Origin of the sequence: Enterovibrio makurazakiensis, from assembly GCF_050336585.1 — a bacterium.
Lineage (GTDB): Bacteria > Pseudomonadota > Gammaproteobacteria > Enterobacterales > Vibrionaceae > Enterovibrio > Enterovibrio gelatinilyticus.
On sequence record NZ_JAKJSE010000031.1, the window covers coordinates 26,224 to 46,433 of the forward strand.

Annotated in this window: 16 protein-coding genes; 7 read left to right on the forward strand and 9 right to left on the reverse strand. The window is 46.6% G+C overall.

The window, feature by feature from the left end:
- Nucleotides 1-45: 45 nt before the first annotated feature.
- The 3 genes from L4D06_RS21185 to L4D06_RS21195 form a co-directional block, all read right to left on the reverse strand.
- Nucleotides 46-1,446, reverse strand: coding sequence for an HlyD family type I secretion periplasmic adaptor subunit (locus tag L4D06_RS21185; RefSeq protein ID WP_274166539.1), 1,401 nt, complete (start codon nt 1,444-1,446; stop codon nt 46-48).
- Nucleotides 1,447-1,626: 180 nt separating this feature from the next.
- Nucleotides 1,627-2,934 carry a sigma-54-dependent transcriptional regulator gene (locus tag L4D06_RS21190; protein ID WP_429741182.1) on the reverse strand — a complete coding sequence of 436 codons (1,308 nt, stop codon included), beginning with the start codon at nt 2,932-2,934 and terminating at the stop codon, nt 1,627-1,629.
- Nucleotides 2,931-4,739, reverse strand: a complete 1,809-nt coding sequence (locus L4D06_RS21195; protein ID WP_429741184.1) for a sensor histidine kinase — start codon at nt 4,737-4,739, stop codon at nt 2,931-2,933. Before L4D06_RS21195 ends, L4D06_RS21190 begins: the two co-directional genes overlap by 4 nt.
- A gap of 121 nt (nt 4,740-4,860) precedes the next feature.
- Between L4D06_RS21195 and pdxH the strand changes: the two genes are divergently transcribed.
- Nucleotides 4,861-5,499 carry a pyridoxamine 5'-phosphate oxidase gene (gene pdxH, locus L4D06_RS21200; RefSeq protein ID WP_274166542.1) on the forward strand — a complete coding sequence of 213 codons (639 nt, stop codon included), beginning with the start codon at nt 4,861-4,863 and terminating at the stop codon, nt 5,497-5,499.
- An 88-nt stretch (nt 5,500-5,587) separates the two neighbouring features.
- Here the strand turns inward: pdxH and L4D06_RS21205 are convergent, their stop codons facing one another.
- Together L4D06_RS21205 and L4D06_RS21210 are read right to left on the reverse strand one after the other, a co-directional pair.
- The gene (locus L4D06_RS21205; protein WP_429741187.1) at nt 5,588-6,292 is read right to left on the reverse strand and encodes a helix-turn-helix transcriptional regulator; all 705 of its coding nucleotides are present in this window, start codon (nt 6,290-6,292) and stop codon (nt 5,588-5,590) included.
- Between the two features lie 492 nt (nt 6,293-6,784).
- Nucleotides 6,785-8,623 (reverse strand): SUMF1/EgtB/PvdO family nonheme iron enzyme, encoded by a 1,839-nt coding sequence (locus L4D06_RS21210; protein WP_429741189.1) that lies wholly within the window; start codon nt 8,621-8,623, stop codon nt 6,785-6,787.
- 662 nt (nt 8,624-9,285) lie between these two features.
- Between L4D06_RS21210 and L4D06_RS21215 the strand changes: the two genes are divergently transcribed.
- From L4D06_RS21215 to L4D06_RS21235, 5 genes are all read left to right on the forward strand, one after another.
- Nucleotides 9,286-10,059 (forward strand): helix-turn-helix domain-containing protein, encoded by a 774-nt coding sequence (locus L4D06_RS21215; RefSeq protein ID WP_429741191.1) that lies wholly within the window; start codon nt 9,286-9,288, stop codon nt 10,057-10,059.
- A 202-nt stretch (nt 10,060-10,261) separates the two neighbouring features.
- Complete coding sequence (gene putA / locus L4D06_RS21220; protein WP_429741193.1) at nt 10,262-13,369, forward strand: bifunctional proline dehydrogenase/L-glutamate gamma-semialdehyde dehydrogenase PutA; 3,108 nt, start codon at nt 10,262-10,264, stop codon at nt 13,367-13,369.
- The gene (locus L4D06_RS21225) at nt 13,366-14,103 is read left to right on the forward strand and encodes a delta 1-pyrroline-5-carboxylate dehydrogenase (protein ID WP_274166547.1); all 738 of its coding nucleotides are present in this window, start codon (nt 13,366-13,368) and stop codon (nt 14,101-14,103) included. Before putA ends, L4D06_RS21225 begins: the two co-directional genes overlap by 4 nt.
- A 54-nt stretch (nt 14,104-14,157) precedes the next feature.
- Nucleotides 14,158-15,654 carry a sodium/proline symporter PutP gene (putP, locus tag L4D06_RS21230; protein ID WP_429741195.1) on the forward strand — a complete coding sequence of 499 codons (1,497 nt, stop codon included), beginning with the start codon at nt 14,158-14,160 and terminating at the stop codon, nt 15,652-15,654.
- 254 nt (nt 15,655-15,908) lie between these two features.
- Nucleotides 15,909-16,499 (forward strand): type I secretion C-terminal target domain-containing protein, encoded by a 591-nt coding sequence (locus tag L4D06_RS21235; protein ID WP_429741197.1) that lies wholly within the window; start codon nt 15,909-15,911, stop codon nt 16,497-16,499.
- A gap of 49 nt (nt 16,500-16,548) precedes the next feature.
- Here the strand turns inward: L4D06_RS21235 and yieH are convergent, their stop codons facing one another.
- Complete coding sequence (yieH, locus tag L4D06_RS21240; RefSeq protein WP_429741199.1) at nt 16,549-17,241, reverse strand: 6-phosphogluconate phosphatase; 693 nt, start codon at nt 17,239-17,241, stop codon at nt 16,549-16,551.
- Nucleotides 17,242-17,617: 376 nt separating this feature from the next.
- Here yieH and L4D06_RS21245 point away from each other — a divergent pair, with 376 nt between their 5' ends.
- Entirely contained in the window at nt 17,618-18,322 is a 705-nt protein-coding gene (locus tag L4D06_RS21245; protein ID WP_429741201.1) for a fumarylacetoacetate hydrolase family protein, read from the forward strand.
- Here L4D06_RS21245 and L4D06_RS21250 read toward each other — a convergent pair.
- From L4D06_RS21250 to L4D06_RS21260, 3 genes are all read right to left on the reverse strand, one after another.
- Complete coding sequence (locus L4D06_RS21250; protein WP_429741203.1) at nt 18,300-18,878, reverse strand: DUF1415 domain-containing protein; 579 nt, start codon at nt 18,876-18,878, stop codon at nt 18,300-18,302. The genes L4D06_RS21245 and L4D06_RS21250 overlap by 23 nt on opposite strands.
- Before the next feature lie 101 nt (nt 18,879-18,979).
- The gene (locus tag L4D06_RS21255; protein ID WP_429741205.1) at nt 18,980-19,489 is read right to left on the reverse strand and encodes a CreA family protein; all 510 of its coding nucleotides are present in this window, start codon (nt 19,487-19,489) and stop codon (nt 18,980-18,982) included.
- Between the two features lie 242 nt (nt 19,490-19,731).
- Nucleotides 19,732-20,061 carry a hypothetical protein gene (locus L4D06_RS21260; RefSeq protein ID WP_274166208.1) on the reverse strand — a complete coding sequence of 110 codons (330 nt, stop codon included), beginning with the start codon at nt 20,059-20,061 and terminating at the stop codon, nt 19,732-19,734.
- Nucleotides 20,062-20,210: the final 149 nt, after the last annotated feature.

Below are 20,210 nucleotides of genomic sequence, written 5' to 3' on the forward strand. Positions count from 1 at the left end.
CCCCTCAATTGGCTGAATAACCAGCCCAAATGTTTCTCGATCAGCTTATTCTCTGAGTGCTGATTTCTGAGCCTGTAAAATTGGTTTCAATAAATAATCAAGCACACTGCGCTTGCCGGTAATAATGTCTGTAGACGCAGTCATTCCGGGAATAATAGGCAGTTCTTCGCCATCGCCGATGTTGTTCGATTCGGTGCGAATTTTGACCAGATAGAAGCTATTACCTTCTTCATCCTGAATGGTATCGGCACTAATGGTTTCAAGAATGCCCGTTAATCCGCCATATACGGTAAAGTCATAGGCACTGAATTTGACGATGGCTTCTAATCCTGGGCGTAAGAATGCGATGTCCTGAGGGGCGATTTTGGCTTCAATAAGCAAATTGTCTTCACTGGGGACGATTTCCACCAAATCCATGCCAGGCTGAATAACCCCGCCTACCGTATTGACGTGAAGCTTCTTGATGGTGCCATCAACGGGGCTGAGGACCACAGTACGTTGCACACGGTCGGCCAGCGTGACTCGCGTCTCAGTCATGGCTAACAATTTGTCTTCAACGTCGTTCAAACGCTCTTGTTGTTCCCCCCGAAACTTCAAGGCAACATCAATATGTTTGAACACCATCTCTTGAAGTGATGACGAAAGGGAAGGTAACGAAAGTTCGGCTGAGGACATTTCTCTTTTGGTATCGTTGACCTGACGCTGTAATTTCAACAGATCAATTTGAGGAACAACGCCTTCATCCGCCAATGGCTTTGTGATGTTGTACTCTTCGAGAGCATAGTTGTAGCTTTGTCTGAGGTTTTGCACCCGAGACTTCACCTCAATCAGTTCTTGTTCCTTTTGGCGGATTTGTTGAGAGGTGACAGAGAGCTGATTTTGTAAATTGTTGAGTTTTTCTCGGTACTCTGCACGCTGTCTAGATACAACGGTGCGATGTTCCTCTTCAAACTTCGGCTGAAACACCAACTCATTGCGTGGCAACGTGACGGACTGTTGCCAGTTATCAATATCGGTATTTGGGTTGACCACGACCGAGTTAATCAGCGCACTCAAGGTCACGGAGTTACCTTGTAAACTCGTTAACTCTTGAACGCGCTCTCGAAAGTCAGAGCGAAACATGGTGTCATCGATTAACAGCAGTTGCTGATCTTTGGTGACAACATCGCCTTCTCGGATAAGCAGCTCCTTAACCAAGCCTCCTTCTAGGTTTTGGACAACTTGAAGCTGCGACGATGGGATCACTTTCCCTTGTCCCACTGTGACTTTGTCTAATTCGGCAAACGAAGCCCAGATAACGCTGATACAAAGAAATAGAACGATAACCCACAATAAAACTCTGGCACTTTTGGGTGAACTCAACAAAAGTGCGGCCGTTTTATCGTCAATATAATCGAGGTGTTCACTGGCTGGCAGTCTGGTTCCAGACTGATCCCGTTTTGTCATTGTTTTACCAACTATAAAATCAACGAAACTTACTATGTAAGAGTAGTTTAACTATCAGGTTCTCACGAATTTGGATCAGTCTACTGACAGTGACTCATCTCTTTACGCTCATAAATGAGAATGTTGAATTATAGTTTAGCTCAGTAAAAATGCGGGCTGCGGAGGATTTGAGAGGAGAAATCAGCCCTTAAAATTTTCCTTGTCTAAATGGTGTTTTTTTAGCTTTTCGTACAAGGTTTTTCGTGCCAAACCCAGCTCAGTTTGAACTTCTTTTAGCATGCCGTTATGTCTATTAAGAGAATCAAAAAGAATTGCCCTTTCAACTTGTTGCATACGTTCGCTCAGCGAATCAAGTTCATTTTCATAACTGCTTTGATTATCTTGATTTAAGGGTTGCTCGCCCATGAGCACCCATCGCTCTGCATAGGATCTTAGCTCACGGACATTGCCATGCCATGGGTGGTTGATAATTTTGGCTTTTTGCGTTGAATCTACATTGGGTGGCGCAATACCGAATCGAGAGGCGGTTGTTCTCAAGAAATTTTGACATAACGTGACGATATCATCTTGTCGCTGACGTAAGGGTGGGAACACCAGCGTAGTGTCTGAAAGTGATGTTAGTAGTGATTGAGAAAACCCGTTTTGCTTGGCGCTTTCTGAGAGATCAATCCGTGTCGACGCAATAATTCGAGGCCGAGGAGACACTAAAAGCATTTGATTGAGCTTATTCTGCACCTGCAACGGCAGTGATTCGATACCATCGAGAAAGAGTGTGCCTTGTCCTGCTGCAGCTACCTTGTTGTTTTTATGGGTAGGTAGCGTAGAGAGTGCACTTTGCTCTGCGCCAAATAATTCAAGATCCATCAGGGCTTCTGGCGTTTGACGGCATTTAAAGGATACAAATGGCTCATCTTGTCGATTGCCGTGATCGTGAATAAAACGCGCTGCTAGTTCTTTGCCTGTGCCTCTCTCTCCTTGCAACAATACATCGGTTGATTGATCTTTCAGATGAGAAATGGAGCGTCTTAGCTGTTTTATCGATTCGCAATTTCCAAGAATTCGTGGGCCTGGTGCGCTTTGCGTTTCCAGCTCTCTTTTTAGTTCTCTGTTCTCAATCACCAAGCGGCGTTTTTCGATACCCCGTCGTAAAACATCCAGAAGGTGGTTTGTTGAAAAGGGCTTTTCGAGAAAATCATAAGCACCTTTTCGTATTGCAGATACCGCCGTTGAAATGTCGCCATGTCCGGTTAGCATGACGATGGATAATTCGGGGTCAATGGCTTGTGCTTGGGTGAGAAACGTCATCCCATCCATGATGGGCATATTGATGTCGGATACAATCACACCCTCAAAGGTTGAAGAAAGCTGTGCAAGTGCTTCTAGGGCGGATGAAAAAGCCCGCGATTGGTAGCCTTCGATTTCCAACGTTTGGCTTAGCGCATCTCGGATCGCGCGTTCATCATCAATAATCCATATCTCGTGCGTCATGCTTGGGCATCTCCATCGTAAAGCCGCTGCAGGTTAACAATAAACTCTGCGCCTCCTGAGGCATGATCTCGCACTTGTAAGCTGCCGCCAAAGCCCTCAATGATTCGACGACAAATCGTCAAACCAAGGCCGAGACCCTCTTTTTTCGTTGTGTAGAAAGGAGAGAAAATGTGTTTTTTTGTGCTGTTGTCCATGCCAGGACCGTTATCCCATACATGAATTGAAACTCGGTCTAAATGCGTGTCAATGGTCATGCCTATTTGCGCTGATGGCTCGTTGGCGACCGCTTGTGAAGCATTGCTTAACAGATTCAGAATGACTTGCTCAAGTTGAACGGTATCGGCATTCACTATCAGCCCCTGCTCGGGGATATCACAGTCAATGTGGATGCCAATTTTGTTGAAGCTGGCCTCTGACAGTTTGATTGATGCATTGATGACATCGTCAATGGCAGCACGCGATTTGCGGTCGTTATTTTGCTTGCGAGCAAAGATCTTAAACCGAGCAACGATGTCGGCCACCAAGCTAATTAACTCATTGAGTGTAGCGAGATTGCTCTTGACTGCGTCGTAGCGTTCTCGTTGCATCAACTTAATGCTGTTCTCCGTGTAGGTCCGCATGGCAGAAAGGGGCTGATTGATTTCATGGTTAATACTTGCGGACATTTCACCCAACATCGCCAGCTTAGCGGCCTGAATCAGTTCGGATTCGGTTTGTCGTAGCGCTTGTTGTGTTTCTTCATATTGTTGGATGCTTTTACGTAAAGCTGAATTGGTTTCTTCAAGGCTAGCGGTACGATCTGCGACTGTTTGTTCTAGCCCATCATTGAGTTTGGCCAGTTTTCTTTGGGTTTTTAAGGTTTGTAGCCACGCCGTAATGACCAAAACAAGAAGCACGTAAAACGTAGCAAAAAGTAACACGGCTTGGATGACTACCGGCCAAATATTGCTGGTGGGGATAAAGCCATAGATCCGCCAACCAGCACTGCCGAGATCGGTACTGGACAGTAGCACTCGTGTTCTGTCTTGTGCCTGGATCCCTAAGGACAGCGTAGACAGAGGCTTGATGGATGCAAGATCTGTGTAATGAGTGAGGCTGCTGAGTGATGAGTTACCATATCGGCGAGACGCTCGAATGGCTTGCTTTTGATTGTCAGACAGTATGGCGAGAGATTGATAAAGCCACTCATCACGAGAACTGTAGAAAACCACGCCTAGTGGGTCTGCAATCAAGTAGTCAAATTGTTGCTGATCCCAAATTCTTTCAATAATAGATAAGTCGACTTTCAGGGTTAATACGCCAGTAATGGATCCTTCATCCCAAACGGGATAGGAAAAATAGTAGCCGCGTTTATCTGATACCACGCCCAATGCGTAATATTGTCCTTTGTCACCCTGAATAGCTTGCTGAAAGTAAGGACGATAGTTGTAGTTGTGCCCAACGAAACTTGCCTTGTCTTGATGGTTACTCGATGACAGCGTTAAGCCATTGCGATCCATCAAATACAGAACGTCACTGTTTAAACGTGTATTCCAATCTGACAGAAGTTGATGGGTGTTTTTAAGAAGTCGGGGACTGTTGGGGACTCGTAGCAGCCGCTTTAAACGTGGGTCAGCAGAGAGTACGACGGGGATTTCGCTATATCTGGCGAGCTCAGCGGTTAGCTTTTCTTGTAGTTGGTAGACATCTTCTTTGACGTCGCTGTTAAGGCGCTTTTCAACGGACAGGTAAGTGACAGCCGCAACAAGAGCTGCCAAAAGTAAGCCAATGAGGGTGACGATCGTAATAAATATTTGTCGATGCATAGCTTCCCTGACGAGTGATGAATTTCTCTGGCATACCGAATAGTTATTAATGCCATGAAATTCTCTTGAGAAAAGAGACCAGCCACATCAAAATGATGAAAACAGAAATCGGAGCACCACAATGGATTTGTATGATATTCGAAGAGAATATAACCAAGGCGGATTGAGACGCAAAGACCTGCCTGAAAACCCTGTTCAATTCTTTGAGCACTGGCTCAAACAAGCCATTGACGCGAAGCTGCCCGATCCTACTGCGATGACAGTGGCGACGGTTGACGAAAATGGTCAGCCTTTTCAACGCATTGTGCTGTTAAAGCACGTAGATGATGGCGGCTTCGTTTTTTATACCAATCTCGGTAGCCGCAAAGCTAAACAACTGGCTGACAATGCGCGCATCAGCTTGCACTTTCCCTGGCATCCACTAGAGCGCCAAGTGCACATCACCGGTACTGCTGAGAAGTTAAGTAAATTGGAAGTGATGAAGTACTTTATGTCGCGTCCAAAAGAGAGTCAGCTTGCGGCGTGGGCGAGTCGCCAGAGTGAACGTATTACTGCGCGTACTGCATTAGAAAGCAAATACATGGAACTCAAGCAACAGTTTGAGAAGGGTGAAGTGCCGGTGCCAACGTTTTGGGGGGGCTTTCGTGTTAAGCCGTCTTCATTTGAATTTTGGCAAGGCGGCGAACACAGACTACATGACAGATTTGTTTATCAAGACATACACGATGGCTCTTGGGACATAGAACGCCTCGCTCCATAAATTTAGCGAGGTTCCTTCGTGATATTAAAAAGCAGCTTACGCTGCTTTTTTTGTGCAGAAAGGCCTGTGTGATTAAAGCTGAATGCGTCTACTCGGAAATGACAAGGGCCATTTGTTGCTTAAGTAAGGAGTCAGGAATACGCGAGCCAACGCCGTATTCAAGAGCTTTGTCGGCTAATTCTGTTTTTGATGATGCGCCGAGCTTTACTCTGAGATTGGCAAAATGATTTTCGATGGTTTTAACCGATAGCCCCAAAATTTGAGCGATCAATTGAGGTTTTTTGCCGTAAAGGTGAAGAAAGAGAACCTCTGATTCTCGTGGTGTTAGAGAAGGGCAGTCTGGGTGATCTTTCTTGTGAGGAGGTATCGCAGTTTCATGTTCTATGGCTTTGCACAGCCATTGTCCGACTTCTAGTATGGCGTTGTTATTGATAGCTTGCCCGTGTAATAGAACGCCTCTTACATTCCCCTCATCATCATACCAAGGGACTTTAGTAAATACATGTGCGCGCCAGTGGCCATCGGGATAGGGGTGGACATTGAGAATGCGCATGGATCGCTTGGTTTCCATGACCTGAGTGTCTTGCTGCTGGAAAGCGTCAGCGAAAGCAGAGAGAGACGTTGAGAGTTCGGTGCCCTTTTTGCCAATAAGGGCATCAGGAGAACTGGCACCCACGAGCATAGAAAATTCGCTGTTGACGTAAACAAAGCAAGAATGGGTGTCTTTGCATCCCCAGCATCCTGGCATTTGTTCAAACACGGAGGCTAGCGGTGGGAGAGAGAGGTTTTTCATATCGTGACTAGATATATACCTTAAAATTAAATGTATTGTAATTTCTTACATTTAATTGCGACTGTATCATATTTTGGGCTTTTTAGGCGAAAAAAAACCGGCTCGTAGAAGCCGGTAAAGACAAGAACACTGTGACTAATCACCGAGTCTTGTACGACGTGTAGAAGAGCCACTTATTTTCTCGTTATCAGCGTAATAACATTGAAAAACAAGTGGGACACCGAGGTAAATTCAGTGTTTAAACAGAGACATACTGCAATATGTCCTGTTCGCGAATGACTATACAGAGTTACTAGAAAGTCGGACATGGGGGGAATGGACTAGTTTGCGATTTATTGATGAAATTATTTTTATCTAGAGAGAAAGATCGCGATAACGATGTCTTGTTATTCATGCCTGATAGGGTATAGCGAGTCTGCGTTGCTTCGATAAAAGAAAAGCCCGTCATACTTAGGGACGGGCTTTCATCAATGATTTAGTCATTGTGAGTGACTAGATGTTTCTTACCACTCGGAATCCCAAATAGTTTGCGCTAAGGTCGGACTTGAGTTCCAAACGCTCCGCTACGCGTGCGCTGCTTGGAGAAAAGCTCCACGCCCCACCACGAGCTACTGGCGCTTGGCTTTCAGCCCACTCCCATACATTCCCAGCGGTGTCGTAAACGCCGAATGGGTTAGCGGGGAAGCTGCCCACTGGCGATGTGCTTCTGTTTGACCAAGCGGTACCGCTCCAACCTGTGTTAGCGTTGCCAACACCGATGTCGTTGCCCCACCAAAAATCTGATGCACTACCAGCACGCGCAGCGACTTCCCACTGAACCTCAGAAGGCAATGCGTAGTTGAAACCAGTTTGTTTACTTAACCACGAAGAGTAAGTGATGGCATCTTGACGGGTAATGCAAACAACAGGGGAGTTATCTGCTTGGTCAAAGCCCGGCTTACGCCAGTTATGATTGAGGAGCTGTTTAGGTTCGCCATTGACAAGGGAGGTACAACCTTGACCTTCTTCTGCTTCCGTCACGTAACCTGTTGCAGCAACAAACTCACCAAACTGCTTCACCGTGACTGGCGTTGCAGCGATAGAGAAGGGCTGATCAACGACCACAGGCTGTTTGGCTTCAAAACCGACGTTATACTGGCCTGCGCCGATAACGACCATTTTAGGAGCTTGACGGTTGTTTGATAGCTTGTCAGCGAATCGCTTTCCCGGTTTTGGGCGGTTCTCTTGTTCCCTTAGACTCGCCCATACAACGGAATCTTTGTTCATGTTCATTTGACGGCTATAAGGTTCAAACCCAGGCTTTTCTACCGTCAGTTGATGCTGACCAGCTGGTAGCATGATTTCAACGGGTGTTGAGCCGTAGGTGACGCCGTTAATGGTGACATTATCTTCAAAGCGATTTGAGCGGATCTTTACGTTGACCCAACGTTTAGCCTGCTGTTTTGGCGTCGCTTTTGCGGACGTAAACGACTTATCAACACAGTAGCGCTCTGCAAAATCAAGCAGTTTACACGCAGCATTGTCGTCAGGTTTGCTTCGCATTTCAGCTTGCAAGCGCGTGATGTAGCGGTTGTTACCGCTAAATCCACTGTCTACAACGTTACTGTTCATCACGTGAATGTTGAACGAAACACGGTTAGCATTCAGCTTGGCGGTCGATGATTCCGTTACTTTGTCTAAAACGTGTGATTGAAAGGTGTTAACGGCTTTCTGCATCGTCAGGGTTTTACCCTGATTAGAACATGCAGCTAACGTCATCGACTCGCTACACGTAATGGTGTGGACCACTTCGATGGTATCGGCAAACGTCAATTCTTGGCGAAGACGCTTTACGCGTGCTTCTTTTTTCGACTCTTGCAAATTTTCAAGCGAACTGACCAACAATTGCTTCTGGCGGTTTTCGCCTTCAACAATGCGTTGTTGTTCAGCGACGGCTTGATCATTACTCAGTGTCGAAGATTGATTTTCTTTTACCGCTTTCCATGCAGCTTGGTAATCATCTTTATACTGCGTGAGATCGGTATCAGGATTTTCAATGAGGCGACGGAATTGTTCGTCTAGACGCTCTTGCGCCAATGTCCGTCTTTTTTCCAAATCAATCGCTTTAGTTGCCAAAGTTTCACGTTCGGAAAGTAAAGCGTCCAGTCTATCTCTTTGCGTCTGGAGGTTCTCAGCATGAGAGCCGATTTCACTTCTTTTATCTGCTAGCTTTTGTTCCAGAGCAACGACCGGGTCATTGGTTGCTACATTGGTTTCATTGGCAAGCGATTGACCACTAAGAAGAATCGGTGTTAGCGCGAAGACCAACGCGGTGATGCGATTACTTTTCATATGTCCCTTGCTTATTCTCAGAATTTCAATAGAAAAGCGTTGTCCCAAATAGCTAGATTAACACGTCAGTGTCATTTAGCTCGTCCATGTTACTAATTATTTGATGCTTATCGTTATTAATCAATATCTATATTTTGATAAACAACTCAATAATTAGCGGTGACATTTAGTTGACGCCAAAAATATAACGCGTTAACTGCTTAATGAAATGGAAATAATGGATAGTTTGGCGTTAAATTATTATTTAGCGTCATATTATTGACGATGTGAGAAATAATGTTAATTCCGCGGGTGGGTTAACGATACGATGAAACAGGAAGGATCGCTTTCATCGGAACGATGATCATGGCTGGATCCTTTGTGGAATAACTCGAAAGCATGATCAAGTATTGTAAAACATGCCTAATCGACAATGAATGCCAGGTAATCCACGTATTTTCAATCGGTTAGATATAGATTGGTGAGTCATTGCTCGATGAGTGGGTCATGTTGACCTTGATCAACCGGGTTCATTCGTTGAGATCATGCACAAAAATCGAATCAAAATGACATTGCCCGTAGTTTACGCATCTCTTGATCATCTTTCCGTGGTGATTTTACTTCTCGTTTTTAGGTGTTGCGTGTAAGAATGACAAGTTGTTAAGTCATCTATCATTATTTCTATGGCATCTGAATTTAAGCACTCGCAAGTCATGGCACTTCCCAATCATCCGTCGCTGCATGCGCATGACTACCGTCAGGTCGTGATTGGGTTGCAAGGCCAAACAGAGTTTGAGCTTTCTGGGCGCGGCAGTCTTGTCGGGCCAGGTCAAGGGTGTCTGGTCTCTGAGTCTGAGCTTCATGCGTTTTCCGGTGTAGGACACAATGAAATTCTGGTGATAAACCTCCCCGAGCCTCTGTTGTTAGGGGAGCTAAGTATGAAACAGAAAGTGGATGCGCTGTTCGCGAGAGAAGCGTACTTCCAACTGGATAGCCAAGCACAAACCTTAGTGAAAGCGTTAACCGCTGAAATGGTTGCAAATCCAAATGACAAGCTTTTGGGACGCGCATGTGCCGACACCTTGCTGTGTGTGATGGAGCGGCATTTTCGTGATCAACTCGCCCCGCGCCGTCATGGCCACCGCCTGAATATGGACATAATTGATCTCTATATTCGTCAACATATCAGCCGCAAGATCAGCGTGGCGCAAATGGCAGGTTCCGTATTTTTGGCAGAGAGTCAGTTCCACCAACTGTTTAAGACACAAGTTGGTATGACGCCACATCAGTACGTTTTGATGCGACGCTTTGAGCTTGCACAAGAATTGTTGCGCAGTAGTGAACTGAACCTCACTCAGATCTCGGACAGCTGTGGTTTCTCATCTCAGAGCGGATTCACCTCTGCATTTTCTCGTCAATTTGGTATTTCCCCTTCTCGCTTCCGCCAGCAAGACTGATCTAAATCAATAGATATGAAACAAATTGTTATCAGGCAACAGAAGCTGCGGTTCTCTGTTTGTTAATGATCGGAGTTTTTTGCAATAATGCCGCAGAATTTTGAAAGACTCCGCATCGCATCCTACCTAGAATCGGTCGTTAATCTAACATATTAGTAACATATGCCACTGTGTTGTGGTCATAGGAGAGAGGAATCTGCTTATGTTGAAAGCGACCGATGTGTTGGCGCCAAGTTATCTTGAGCAGCCATCAAAACAACTGTGGGCGTCTATTTCGTCGCACTATTGTGTGGATGAGAGTGAGCTATTGGAATCGCTGATTCCTTTGGCTACTCCCTCCGCGCAAGAGCGTGATGAAGCACAATCGCGTGCTGCCGAGTTGATCGAACGTGTGAGAGCGGACAAAAAAGCCGTACAGATGATCGATGCATTGTTGCTTGAATATAGTCTTGATACCCGCGAGGGCATTTTGCTGATGTGTTTGGCTGAAGCGCTAATGCGCGTGCCTGACGCGAAAACAGCAGACGCGCTAATCCGTGACAAACTCGGCGTGGCAGACTGGAAAGCGCACCTAAAAGGGTCTGATTCTCTCTTCGTGAATGCGTCTACTTGGGGCTTAATGTTGACGGGTAAAGTCGTCAACTTGGATGAGCGAGAAGAAAGTACACCAAGCAAGGTGATCAACCGTTTGGTGAATAAGATGTCTGAACCCGTGATCCGCCAAGCCATGCATCAAGCGATGAAAGTGATGGGACACCAATTTGTGTTGGGTCGCGATATCAACGAAGCGCTTGGCAATGGTAAGCCACAGCGCCAAAAAGGCTTCACATACTCTTTCGATATGCTGGGTGAAGCGGCATTGACTACGCAAGACGCGCAGAAATACTTCAATGATTACATGCAAGCCATTGAGACTGTGTCACAACATCTAACTGTTGGAGGCGCACCTGCGCCTTCTGTCTCAATCAAACTCTCTGCACTTCATCCTCGCTATGAAGTCGCCAACGAAGAGCGCGTTCTCTCCGAATTGTTTGATACGGTGCTGGGATTGCTCAAGCGCGCACGTGCATTAAAGGTCGCTATTACCATTGATGCGGAAGAAGCCGATCGTTTAGAACTGTCATTGAAGTTGTTCGAAAAGCTGTTTACTCATGAAGACATTGTAGGGTGGGGGCAATTTGGACTCGTGGTTCAAGCGTATTCCAAACGTGCGTTGCCTGTGGTTGTTTGGCTCGCTGCTTTAGCGCGTGAAAACAACACCATTATTCCGATGCGATTGGTGAAAGGCGCGTATTGGGACAGCGAGATCAAACTGTCACAACAAAATGGTTTGCAAGGCTATCCGGTTTATACGCGTAAAGAAGGGACGGATGTCGCTTATCTCGTTTGCGCTCGCTTTCTTTTGTCTCAGCATATTTGCGGCCTAATCTTTCCGCAATTTGCTAGCCATAACGCCCAAACCGTGTCTGCTATTTCAGCTATGGCTCGCCATGATCAGTATGAATTTCAGCGCTTGCATGGCATGGGTGATGCCCTGTATGCGCATGCCCACGATATGTTTGGGCAATCCGTTAGAATTTACGCGCCGGTAGGCAACCATAAAGATCTCCTTCCTTATTTGGTTCGACGCCTTCTAGAAAACGGCGCAAACAGTTCGTTTGTTCACCGCCTTGTGGATGCTCGATGCCCAATCAGCGATTTGACGCAGCACCCTGTTGATATGCTTGTTTCGCGACCTTCGCTTCACAACCCGCGCATTCCAATGCCAAGCGAGATATTTGGCGATTCCCGCAAAAACTCATCGGGCGTTGCCATTGATATTGAAAGTGAATGGCAACGTTATGATGCATGCGTGCAGCAGCACATGAGCACACACTGGAAAGCTGGCCCCATTATCAATGGTGAACGCTTACTCGGTGACATACACACTGTCGTTGCGCCTTATGATCACCGTCTTGAAGTTGGTTCAATCCGTTGGGCGACAGAAGAAGACGTCGATATTGCGCTGGAGGCTGCATCTAACAGTGTCGTTACCTGGCAAGCTTTTAGCGCAAGAGAAAGAGGTGAGTACTTACTTCTGTTGGCAGATAAGCTTGAAGAGAATCTAGGTGAGCTGGTGGCACTCTGTCATCGCGAAGCGGGCAAAACGATTCACGACAGTATTGATGAAGTGCGTGAAGCGGTTGATTTCCTTCGCTACTACCCAGTAGAAGCGGAAAAAATGATGGAAGAAGGCCAGCACTTTACTCGCTTCGATGGTACCAAGGCGACACTCCACCGTGAAGGTCGTGGTGTGTTTACCTGTATCAGTCCGTGGAACTTTCCACTCGCAATTTTCATCGGACAGATTTCAGCGGCGCTCGTGACGGGTAATACCGTGGTGGCTAAACCCGCTGAACAATCGTCGCTGATTGCCTTTCGTACCATTGAACTATTGCTCGAAACGGGTATTCCCGCAGGCGTTATTCATCTCCTGCCTGGTACGGGGGCGGTGGTCGGAAGTGCGTTAACGGGTGATGAGCGTATCGCGGGTGTAGCATTTACCGGTTCGACGCCGACTGCACAACGTATTAATCAAACCCTTGCTTCTCGCCAAGCACTGCCAGTGCCTTTTATTGCTGAGACGGGCGGTCAAAACGCCATGATCGTTGATAGCACTGCATTGCCAGAACAGGTTGCTCGCGATGTTGTTCGATCAGCATTTGCCTCGGCGGGGCAACGTTGTTCGGCGCTGCGCGTGTTATATGTTCAGCAAGACGTTGCCGAGCGTGTGATTGGCCTTATCAAGGGAGCAATGGCAGAAATGCACGTTGGCTTGCCTTTTTTACATGCTACCGATGTCGGCCCAGTGATCGACGAAGCGGCACAATCGAAACTTCAAAATCACATCGACCAGTTGTTTAAAACCAGCACTTTCATTGCTAAAGCGCCAATGAGCAGTGAAACACGTGCAGGGACATACATTGCACCAGTGGCGTTCGAAATCAACAGTATTTCTGAGCTTTCACAAGAGCACTTTGGCCCGATTTTGCACGTGGTACGTTATCACGCGGATCATCTCGATCGCGTGATTGATGATATCAACCATGCCGGTTTCGGCCTCACACTTGGCGTTCATAGCCGAAATGAAAGCACCTACCGCCACATAGAAGCACGCGCAAAAGTGGGTAACTGCTATATCAATCGCGATCAAGTTGGCGCTGTCGTTGGAGTGCAACCTTTTGGCGGACAAGGCTTATCTGGAACGGGGCCAAAAGCGGGTGGGCCGCACTATCTCTATCGCTTCACTAAAGAAGAGGTGGTCGCATGAACAACTTTCAAGGAATGAAGAACATGACGGATATCGAGCGTTTGGCGGCACAAAGCATGTCGGTATGGGAAGAATGGAATGGGCTCGGCGTGAGCGGTCGTCGCGCATTGCTCGGTGCTTGGGCTGAAAACGTGAGTCAACGAGGTGGAGACTTTGCATTTGCCGCACAAATGATCCGCTTCCATTTGCAGCAAGCAGAAACCTTGCTCGAGCCTGTGCACGATATGCCGGGGCCAACGGGTGAAACCAATGAACTGTATACGGCAGGGCGCGGGTTGTTTTTGGTCACTGGTGATGAGTCGTTGACTCTCTCGGGACTGGCAGGGCAACTCACCGCGGCGCTAGTCGCAGGAAACTGTGCGTTGGTTGCGGTAGCGAACGTGCTTCGCCATGAAACAGACGCATTATTGGCGGATTTGGTGAAAGCGAGTGCGCCAAATCGCCTTGTGCTTACAACAGAATTTGAAAAGCTAGATGACGTATTGCAGCAAGCCCCAATTTTCGGCGTTGCAGCCATTGCTAGTGAAAAACGTTTGATTGAAATAAACCGAATTTTGGCGTCTCGGGAAGGGGTTTTGGTTCAGTTCGTAGCGGAAAGCAACGTAGAACAACTTCCTCTCATTGCGTCGCCAACCTATCTGCTTCGCTTTATTACAGAGCGAACGCGTACCATCAACATCACTGCTGTAGGAGGCAATGCGACGTTATTGGAACTTGGCAGTGGTGAACATTAAATCCAACCGGAATTGGGCGCCGGATTTTGGTGCCCGTGTATTGAGGGAAATAGAATGATCGGAAACAGCGTTGCAATCAGTGCCACGTTTATCGTGTACCTGATTCTTATGCTTGGTATTGGCGTTTATGCCTACAAACGAACAGCGAACTCAGAAGACTACTTCTTGGGTGGCCGTTCGCTAGGCCCTTGGCCTGCAGCTTTGTCTGCGGGTGCATCAGACATGAGCGGATGGTTGCTGCTCGGGTTACCTGGTTACGCTTATGCTGCAGGCGTGGAATCGCTATGGTTAGCTGGTGGTTTGTTAGCGGGTACTTACTTAAACTGGCTGATATGTGCCAAGAGGCTTCGTACTTACAGCATTGAAGTCGACAATGCGTTGACCATCCCTGAATTTTTGTCACGCCGCTTTGAAGATAACTCCAAGTTATTACAAACCATTTCAGCCTTCTTCATTTTGCTATTTTTCCTTTTTTACACCAGCTCCGGTCTAGTGGCTGGTGGCAAACTGTTCGAAACGGTTTTCGGTCTTGATTACAGTGTCGCCGTCGTTATTGGTACGGTTTGTGTGGTGTCGTACACCCTCTTTGGTGGCTTCTTAGCGGTTTCTTGGACTGACTTGGTACAAGGCTTGCTGATGTCTGCTGCACTGATGATTGTTCCCATTGCCACAATGGAAGGGTCGTTCACTCAATTGCCTAGTGAGTTGGCCGCGAAGAACCCGGAGTTGCTGACGTTGTGGAATGACGTTAGCGGTGAGCCTCTGTCAGCGATTGCGATCATTTCTCTTGTTGCTTGGGGATTAGGTTATTTCGGTCAGCCACATATTCTTGCGCGTTTTCAAGCGACACGCACGAACAAAGACATTACCACGGCGCGTCGTATAGCCGTGGTATGGAGTGCGGTATCAATGATAGGTGCTATCCTGATTGGCTTGGTGGGCATCTTGTATGTTGATCAACACCTTGGTGGAGAGCTTGCCGATGGTGAGACTATTTTCATGTACTTGGTCAATGCAGCCTTCCACCCAGTGGTTGCTGGTATATTATTGGCGGCGATTTTGGCCGCTGTAATGAGTACGGCTGACTCACAACTGCTCGTATCTTCGTCAGCGCTGGCTGAAGATTTCTACAAACAAGTCTTCCGTCCTGACGCATCCACTAAAGAAGTGGTTATGGTTGGTCGCTTTGCTGTAGTGAGCCTTTCCGCGGTGGCATTGGCATTAGCGATGAATCCAGAAAGTTCTGTACTTGGCCTCGTATCGTACGCGTGGGCTGGCTTTGGGGCTGCATTTGGCCCAGCGTTGCTATTGAGTTTGTTCTGGAAAGACATGAACCGGAATGGCGCGTTAGCGGGTGTTGTAGTAGGTGGTGTGACTGTCGTGGCTTGGAAACAAGTTTCAGGTGGTATCTTCGATATTTATGAAATTGTTCCTGGGTTTATTCTTGCTTCTGTTGCCATTATTGCCGTGAGTAAAATGACCGGCGGAGCGAAAGCGACGGTGATGCAGAGATTTGATGACTATGAGAACAGCCTGAAAACTCTGCCTTAATATGCCCTGACACATAGAATGTATCTGACAGCAAAAGGGACGTTAATACGTTCCTTTTTTATTTGTGTTCAATAAGTTAATTGGATACCAATGTCATCTTCTAATGCTTTCCTCATTCCTAGTATGAATATTGAATGTGTGACTAGTGACTCACATGCGAGATTTGTGAGCTACGGTTATCTATGGAGAACTGCGGCTAGGATGTTCTGCTCACGTTTTTCATTCTAGAGAGGGGTTGTACTGAGGGAAGAAGCATGGCGAGTAAATTGATCATCACACAGCTAAACGGCGAGGCGCTGATTTTTGCCTCTGACGGTAGTGTGAGGGTCGCTGAAATGTATGCCGAACTCAAGCCTGATGAAGTTCTCGTGACTGAGCGCGGTGGCGCTGTCTTGAAAGAAAATGGTGAACGAGAAATCAATGTTGGGCCAAACAGTGGATTTTTGTTTGAACCACCGCCAAATCAAGATGATGATTTACTGGCCGCGCGTCAAGGTGTCGAAGAGGGAGATGTGTTCGCGTTTCTTCGTGGGGATGCTGATGCACCTGCCGTAGATATTATTACCGACTTTAACGTGACTGAGGGGGACAACATCAGCCTGTATGATTTATTGGAAGGCGCGAATGACGATAACATTGGCGACTATCTTGTGTCTTTGGCTGATGAGAGTGGTAAAGCAACCTTGAGTGTTGCAAGTGATGGTGAAACAGTCGATCAAAAGATTGTTTTTGAAGACAAGTCTTTGGCAGAGCTTAGTGACGACGTACTTGGACTTGCATCGGGTTCTGGTGCGGAAATTTTGGAGAAAATGCTACTTGATGGGATGTTAGTTACCCAACAATAACGTTGATAGGAAAAATGTTTAGTCTTAAATTGCGCGAGGAAGTGAGTGCCTAAGCCCAACTGTTAGAGAGAGGGAGACGAGCCATCAATGCGTGGAGTTCTTTAATAGACCTGACGCATGTTACCAAAGGGTGGTCTATTTGAACCCGTTTACTGCTGTTCAAATATATAGTCCTCATGCCTGCATTCACGCCTGCTTGGACACCGATAATCGTATCATCCACAAATAAACATTGATCCGTTGGCGCAGCCATATTCATGGCGGAGTAGTGCAGTAAATCCGGCGCAGGTTTCCAACTGTTAGCATCAAACGCGCTAAATAAGCGACCTGCAAAATGTGGTAGCAGCCCTGTCATCTCAAGCGACATCTTCATTTTCTCAATGGGCCCATTGGATGCGACGCATATGTCCACTCCCGCATTCTCCAGCATGCTTAGTAACTCAGGCACTCCCTCAATCGGCTGCAGATGGGTTTTGAACAGCATTTCACACTTTTCACGATACAGCGGTTCGAGCTCATCTAACGAAATCGAGAGCCCGTATCGCTCACAAGTTTGCAGCAAAATGTCGGCGAGCTTGCCACCTTGAAAATTATCTAAACATTCCTGTAAATCAAGTACGATGCCATAGTGCGCAAACACGTCAACCATGGCCTTTTGGCTGAGTATTTCACTGTCGACTAGCGTACCGTCACAATCGAAAATGACGCATGACAGAGGCATATCGTAGTCAAAAAGATTCATTCGATTTCAGTTAACCTAGTTGAATGGTCAGTCATACAGTAAGCCTTGACCTGACTAGTTAATTCAACAACATGGTATTTAGTAAATTGCCAACTAGGTCTTACCATTACGCGTGACTAGCCAGAAAAATCAACGCCAGATCTAGTTTTATTATAAGCAAGTCAATGTGTTAAAAGTGAGATGTTATCTCATTGGAATTGACCGTATTTAATGCAAAGTCAGTCAGCTGTATTGATGCATTCAGCAACCATCTTGTTGTGCTTAACCTTTCGGTAAGGAGAGCGCCTACCTTTGTTAATGTTAAGAATCGAGTACACTGGTGATATTGAATACGAGATAGAGATGTTATAGACAGAAACACAGGGAAGGAGAACCCATGTATTCGCATCAATGGTTAAGTGGCGGCGACATTGCATTGCCGACAGGGAAAGTGGTTTGTATTGGTAGAAACTACGTGGAACACGCACAAGAACTCAATAACCCAGTACCAGATGAGCCAGTGTTGTTTATCAAACCTTCAACTGCATTGGTTGGGACATCCTCAAACGTGGTGCTTCGAGCGGAATTAGCGCCCATACATTATGAAGCGGAGCTATCGGTTCTCATTGATAAGCCACTAACCCATGCATCAGCATTAGACGTGCAAGACGCGATTGCAGGTATTGGTGTTGCGCTGGATCTGACGCGACGTGAAGCGCAGAGTGCGTTAAAAGAAAAAGGGCTGCCCTGGGAGATTTCAAAAGCGTTTGATGGTAGTTGCGTACAATCCCCTTTTGTTTGCGTGAACAAAACGGATGATTTGAGCGCAATTCAATATGGGCTAGATATCAATGGGGCGCCGCGCCAGCGTGGTAATACCGCGTTAATGATTACACCGATAATCAGCTTAATATGTCATCTAACTCAGTATTTCACCTTGCTTCCCGGAGACATCGTCCTGACGGGGACGCCAAAAGGTGTGGGACAACTCCACCATGGCGATTCGCTCAGCTTGTCGTTGTCCGGCGATACAGTTGCATCGTTTAACTGTGTGGTTAGTAGCGCAGTTGGTGGTGTAGTTAGCGATGTGGTGTCGCCCTAAACAAATACGGGAATAGGGTTTTCTTTTCCGCTTCAGAAAGTCCACATACGCGGTCGATGTTGATCTGAGGAATGTCTTCCGCGTTTCCACCATAGTATTTGAACGCTTTCTCGATACTCGCTTCGCGGATAAGGTGAAAAACGGGGTACGGCGAACGATTGGTGAGGTTACTTTCGTCCTCAGGCTCTACATCTGCAAAACAATAGTTTGGGTGGAAACTGGCAATCTGATAAATCCCTCGCCAGCCAAACTGGTCAACCAGCATGTCTGCGACATCCAAAAATTGATTGTAGTCGTCAAAGTCTTGGAAAATATTCGGGGTGACAACTAGGGTAGTTTCCAGTTCTGCCGCGTCACTGCTATCGAGTAGTGTCAGTTCGGCAAGCAGACAATCCATGACCGTCTGATCATCTGTTCCTTCACACACTTCAATTTTAATCTGTTTGTTGCGCTGCGGTTTGGCAGCAAAAGGGCAAAGGTTAAGGCCAATGACGACCTGCTCTAACCATTGTGTTGTTTCTTGTTCGATGTCGTGAACGGAAAGATGCGTAGTCATGGTAAGTACCCTATTAAATGCAAGCGGGTATCTTAGCGACAGGAAAGAGAAAAGCCTACGGCCAAGGGTGATTTACACTGCAAATCACCCTTGGTTGTTGATTAATTGGTCGTGACAGGGGCCTTCCATGCCTTGGTACCCCACAAAGGTACGGTTGAGAGGCTGTGCTTGTGGCTACCTTGGGTCTCTTTGGTCGAGTAAGACAGATACATCAAGGTTTGGTTTTCACTATCGAAAATACGGCGTATCTTCATTGATTTGAACAGAATACTTTTCGATGCGGTAAAGACCACTTCACCTGACTTTGACTTGTCGACATTTTCAATCATTTCTTCAGTGATCTCACCAGTTTGACGACAAGAGATCCCCATATCTGAAGGATCTGAAAAATCCAAATCTGCTTTAACATGACTGATGTGACAAGTGACACCTGATACCTCAGGGTCATTGAAAATTTGTATTTTGATATCTTTGGTGGTGAATAGACCTAAGCTTACGTCTCCCACTTCATTGTCTGAGCAACCCGTTAAGGAGAGCGCGAGTACTGAAGCCGCAAGTAAAGGGCGTGAAAAAGTACGAAGAGAAGCCAAAGCTGAAGTGTTAGGTCGCATAGCGGGATAACCTGCTTATTGGTTGGTTTAAAAAGAGTACTAACAATGATGCGTTTCACTTTAACAGTGGCTTGCACCATTTGTCTAACAACGACTTATCATTGCGCTTTACAGTCACAGGGCATTCACATAAAGCGGCAATAATCGCGCCGCGGTGAGGCGACGCAGATTTGTTAGTACTCAGTGATGCATGAGGGGAAACAGTGAAAGCGGGACTGCTTGGGTACAGTGTTCGAGCCTAGTTAGTTAAATTGAGCATCACCCGGCTTGCGATCCAAATTTTCGGGATTGAAGGTTTGGAGTTCATCATAAGCATCGCAGTAACTTGCCGTTAGGTTGTATTTCTCACGGGCTGCCTCGATTTTTCGTTCAGCGACTCGACGACTATCGGCGCCATTACGATTTGAGCTAAAAATACGTTGCTGAGTAAACAATTCCTGCGTGAACTTTTGTTTACAAATTGACTCGTTTCTTTCGGTTACGACTTCCCCCAATGTTTCTTTCTTGGTTGCAAAAGCAGTGGATGTTGCCATAAGAACAAAAAGTATCGTTGTTACAAGGAGATAACGCATCAAGTGAACCTCATAATGAACCGCCTAGATTAAAGATAGTTCACGCATGACCGCCTCTCCAGTGCGACAAGTGAATGATTGTTGATGCAGTACAATTTATCCTCATTTGACGGCGAGATTATTTGTGTTGTTGAAAATGTGCGCAGATA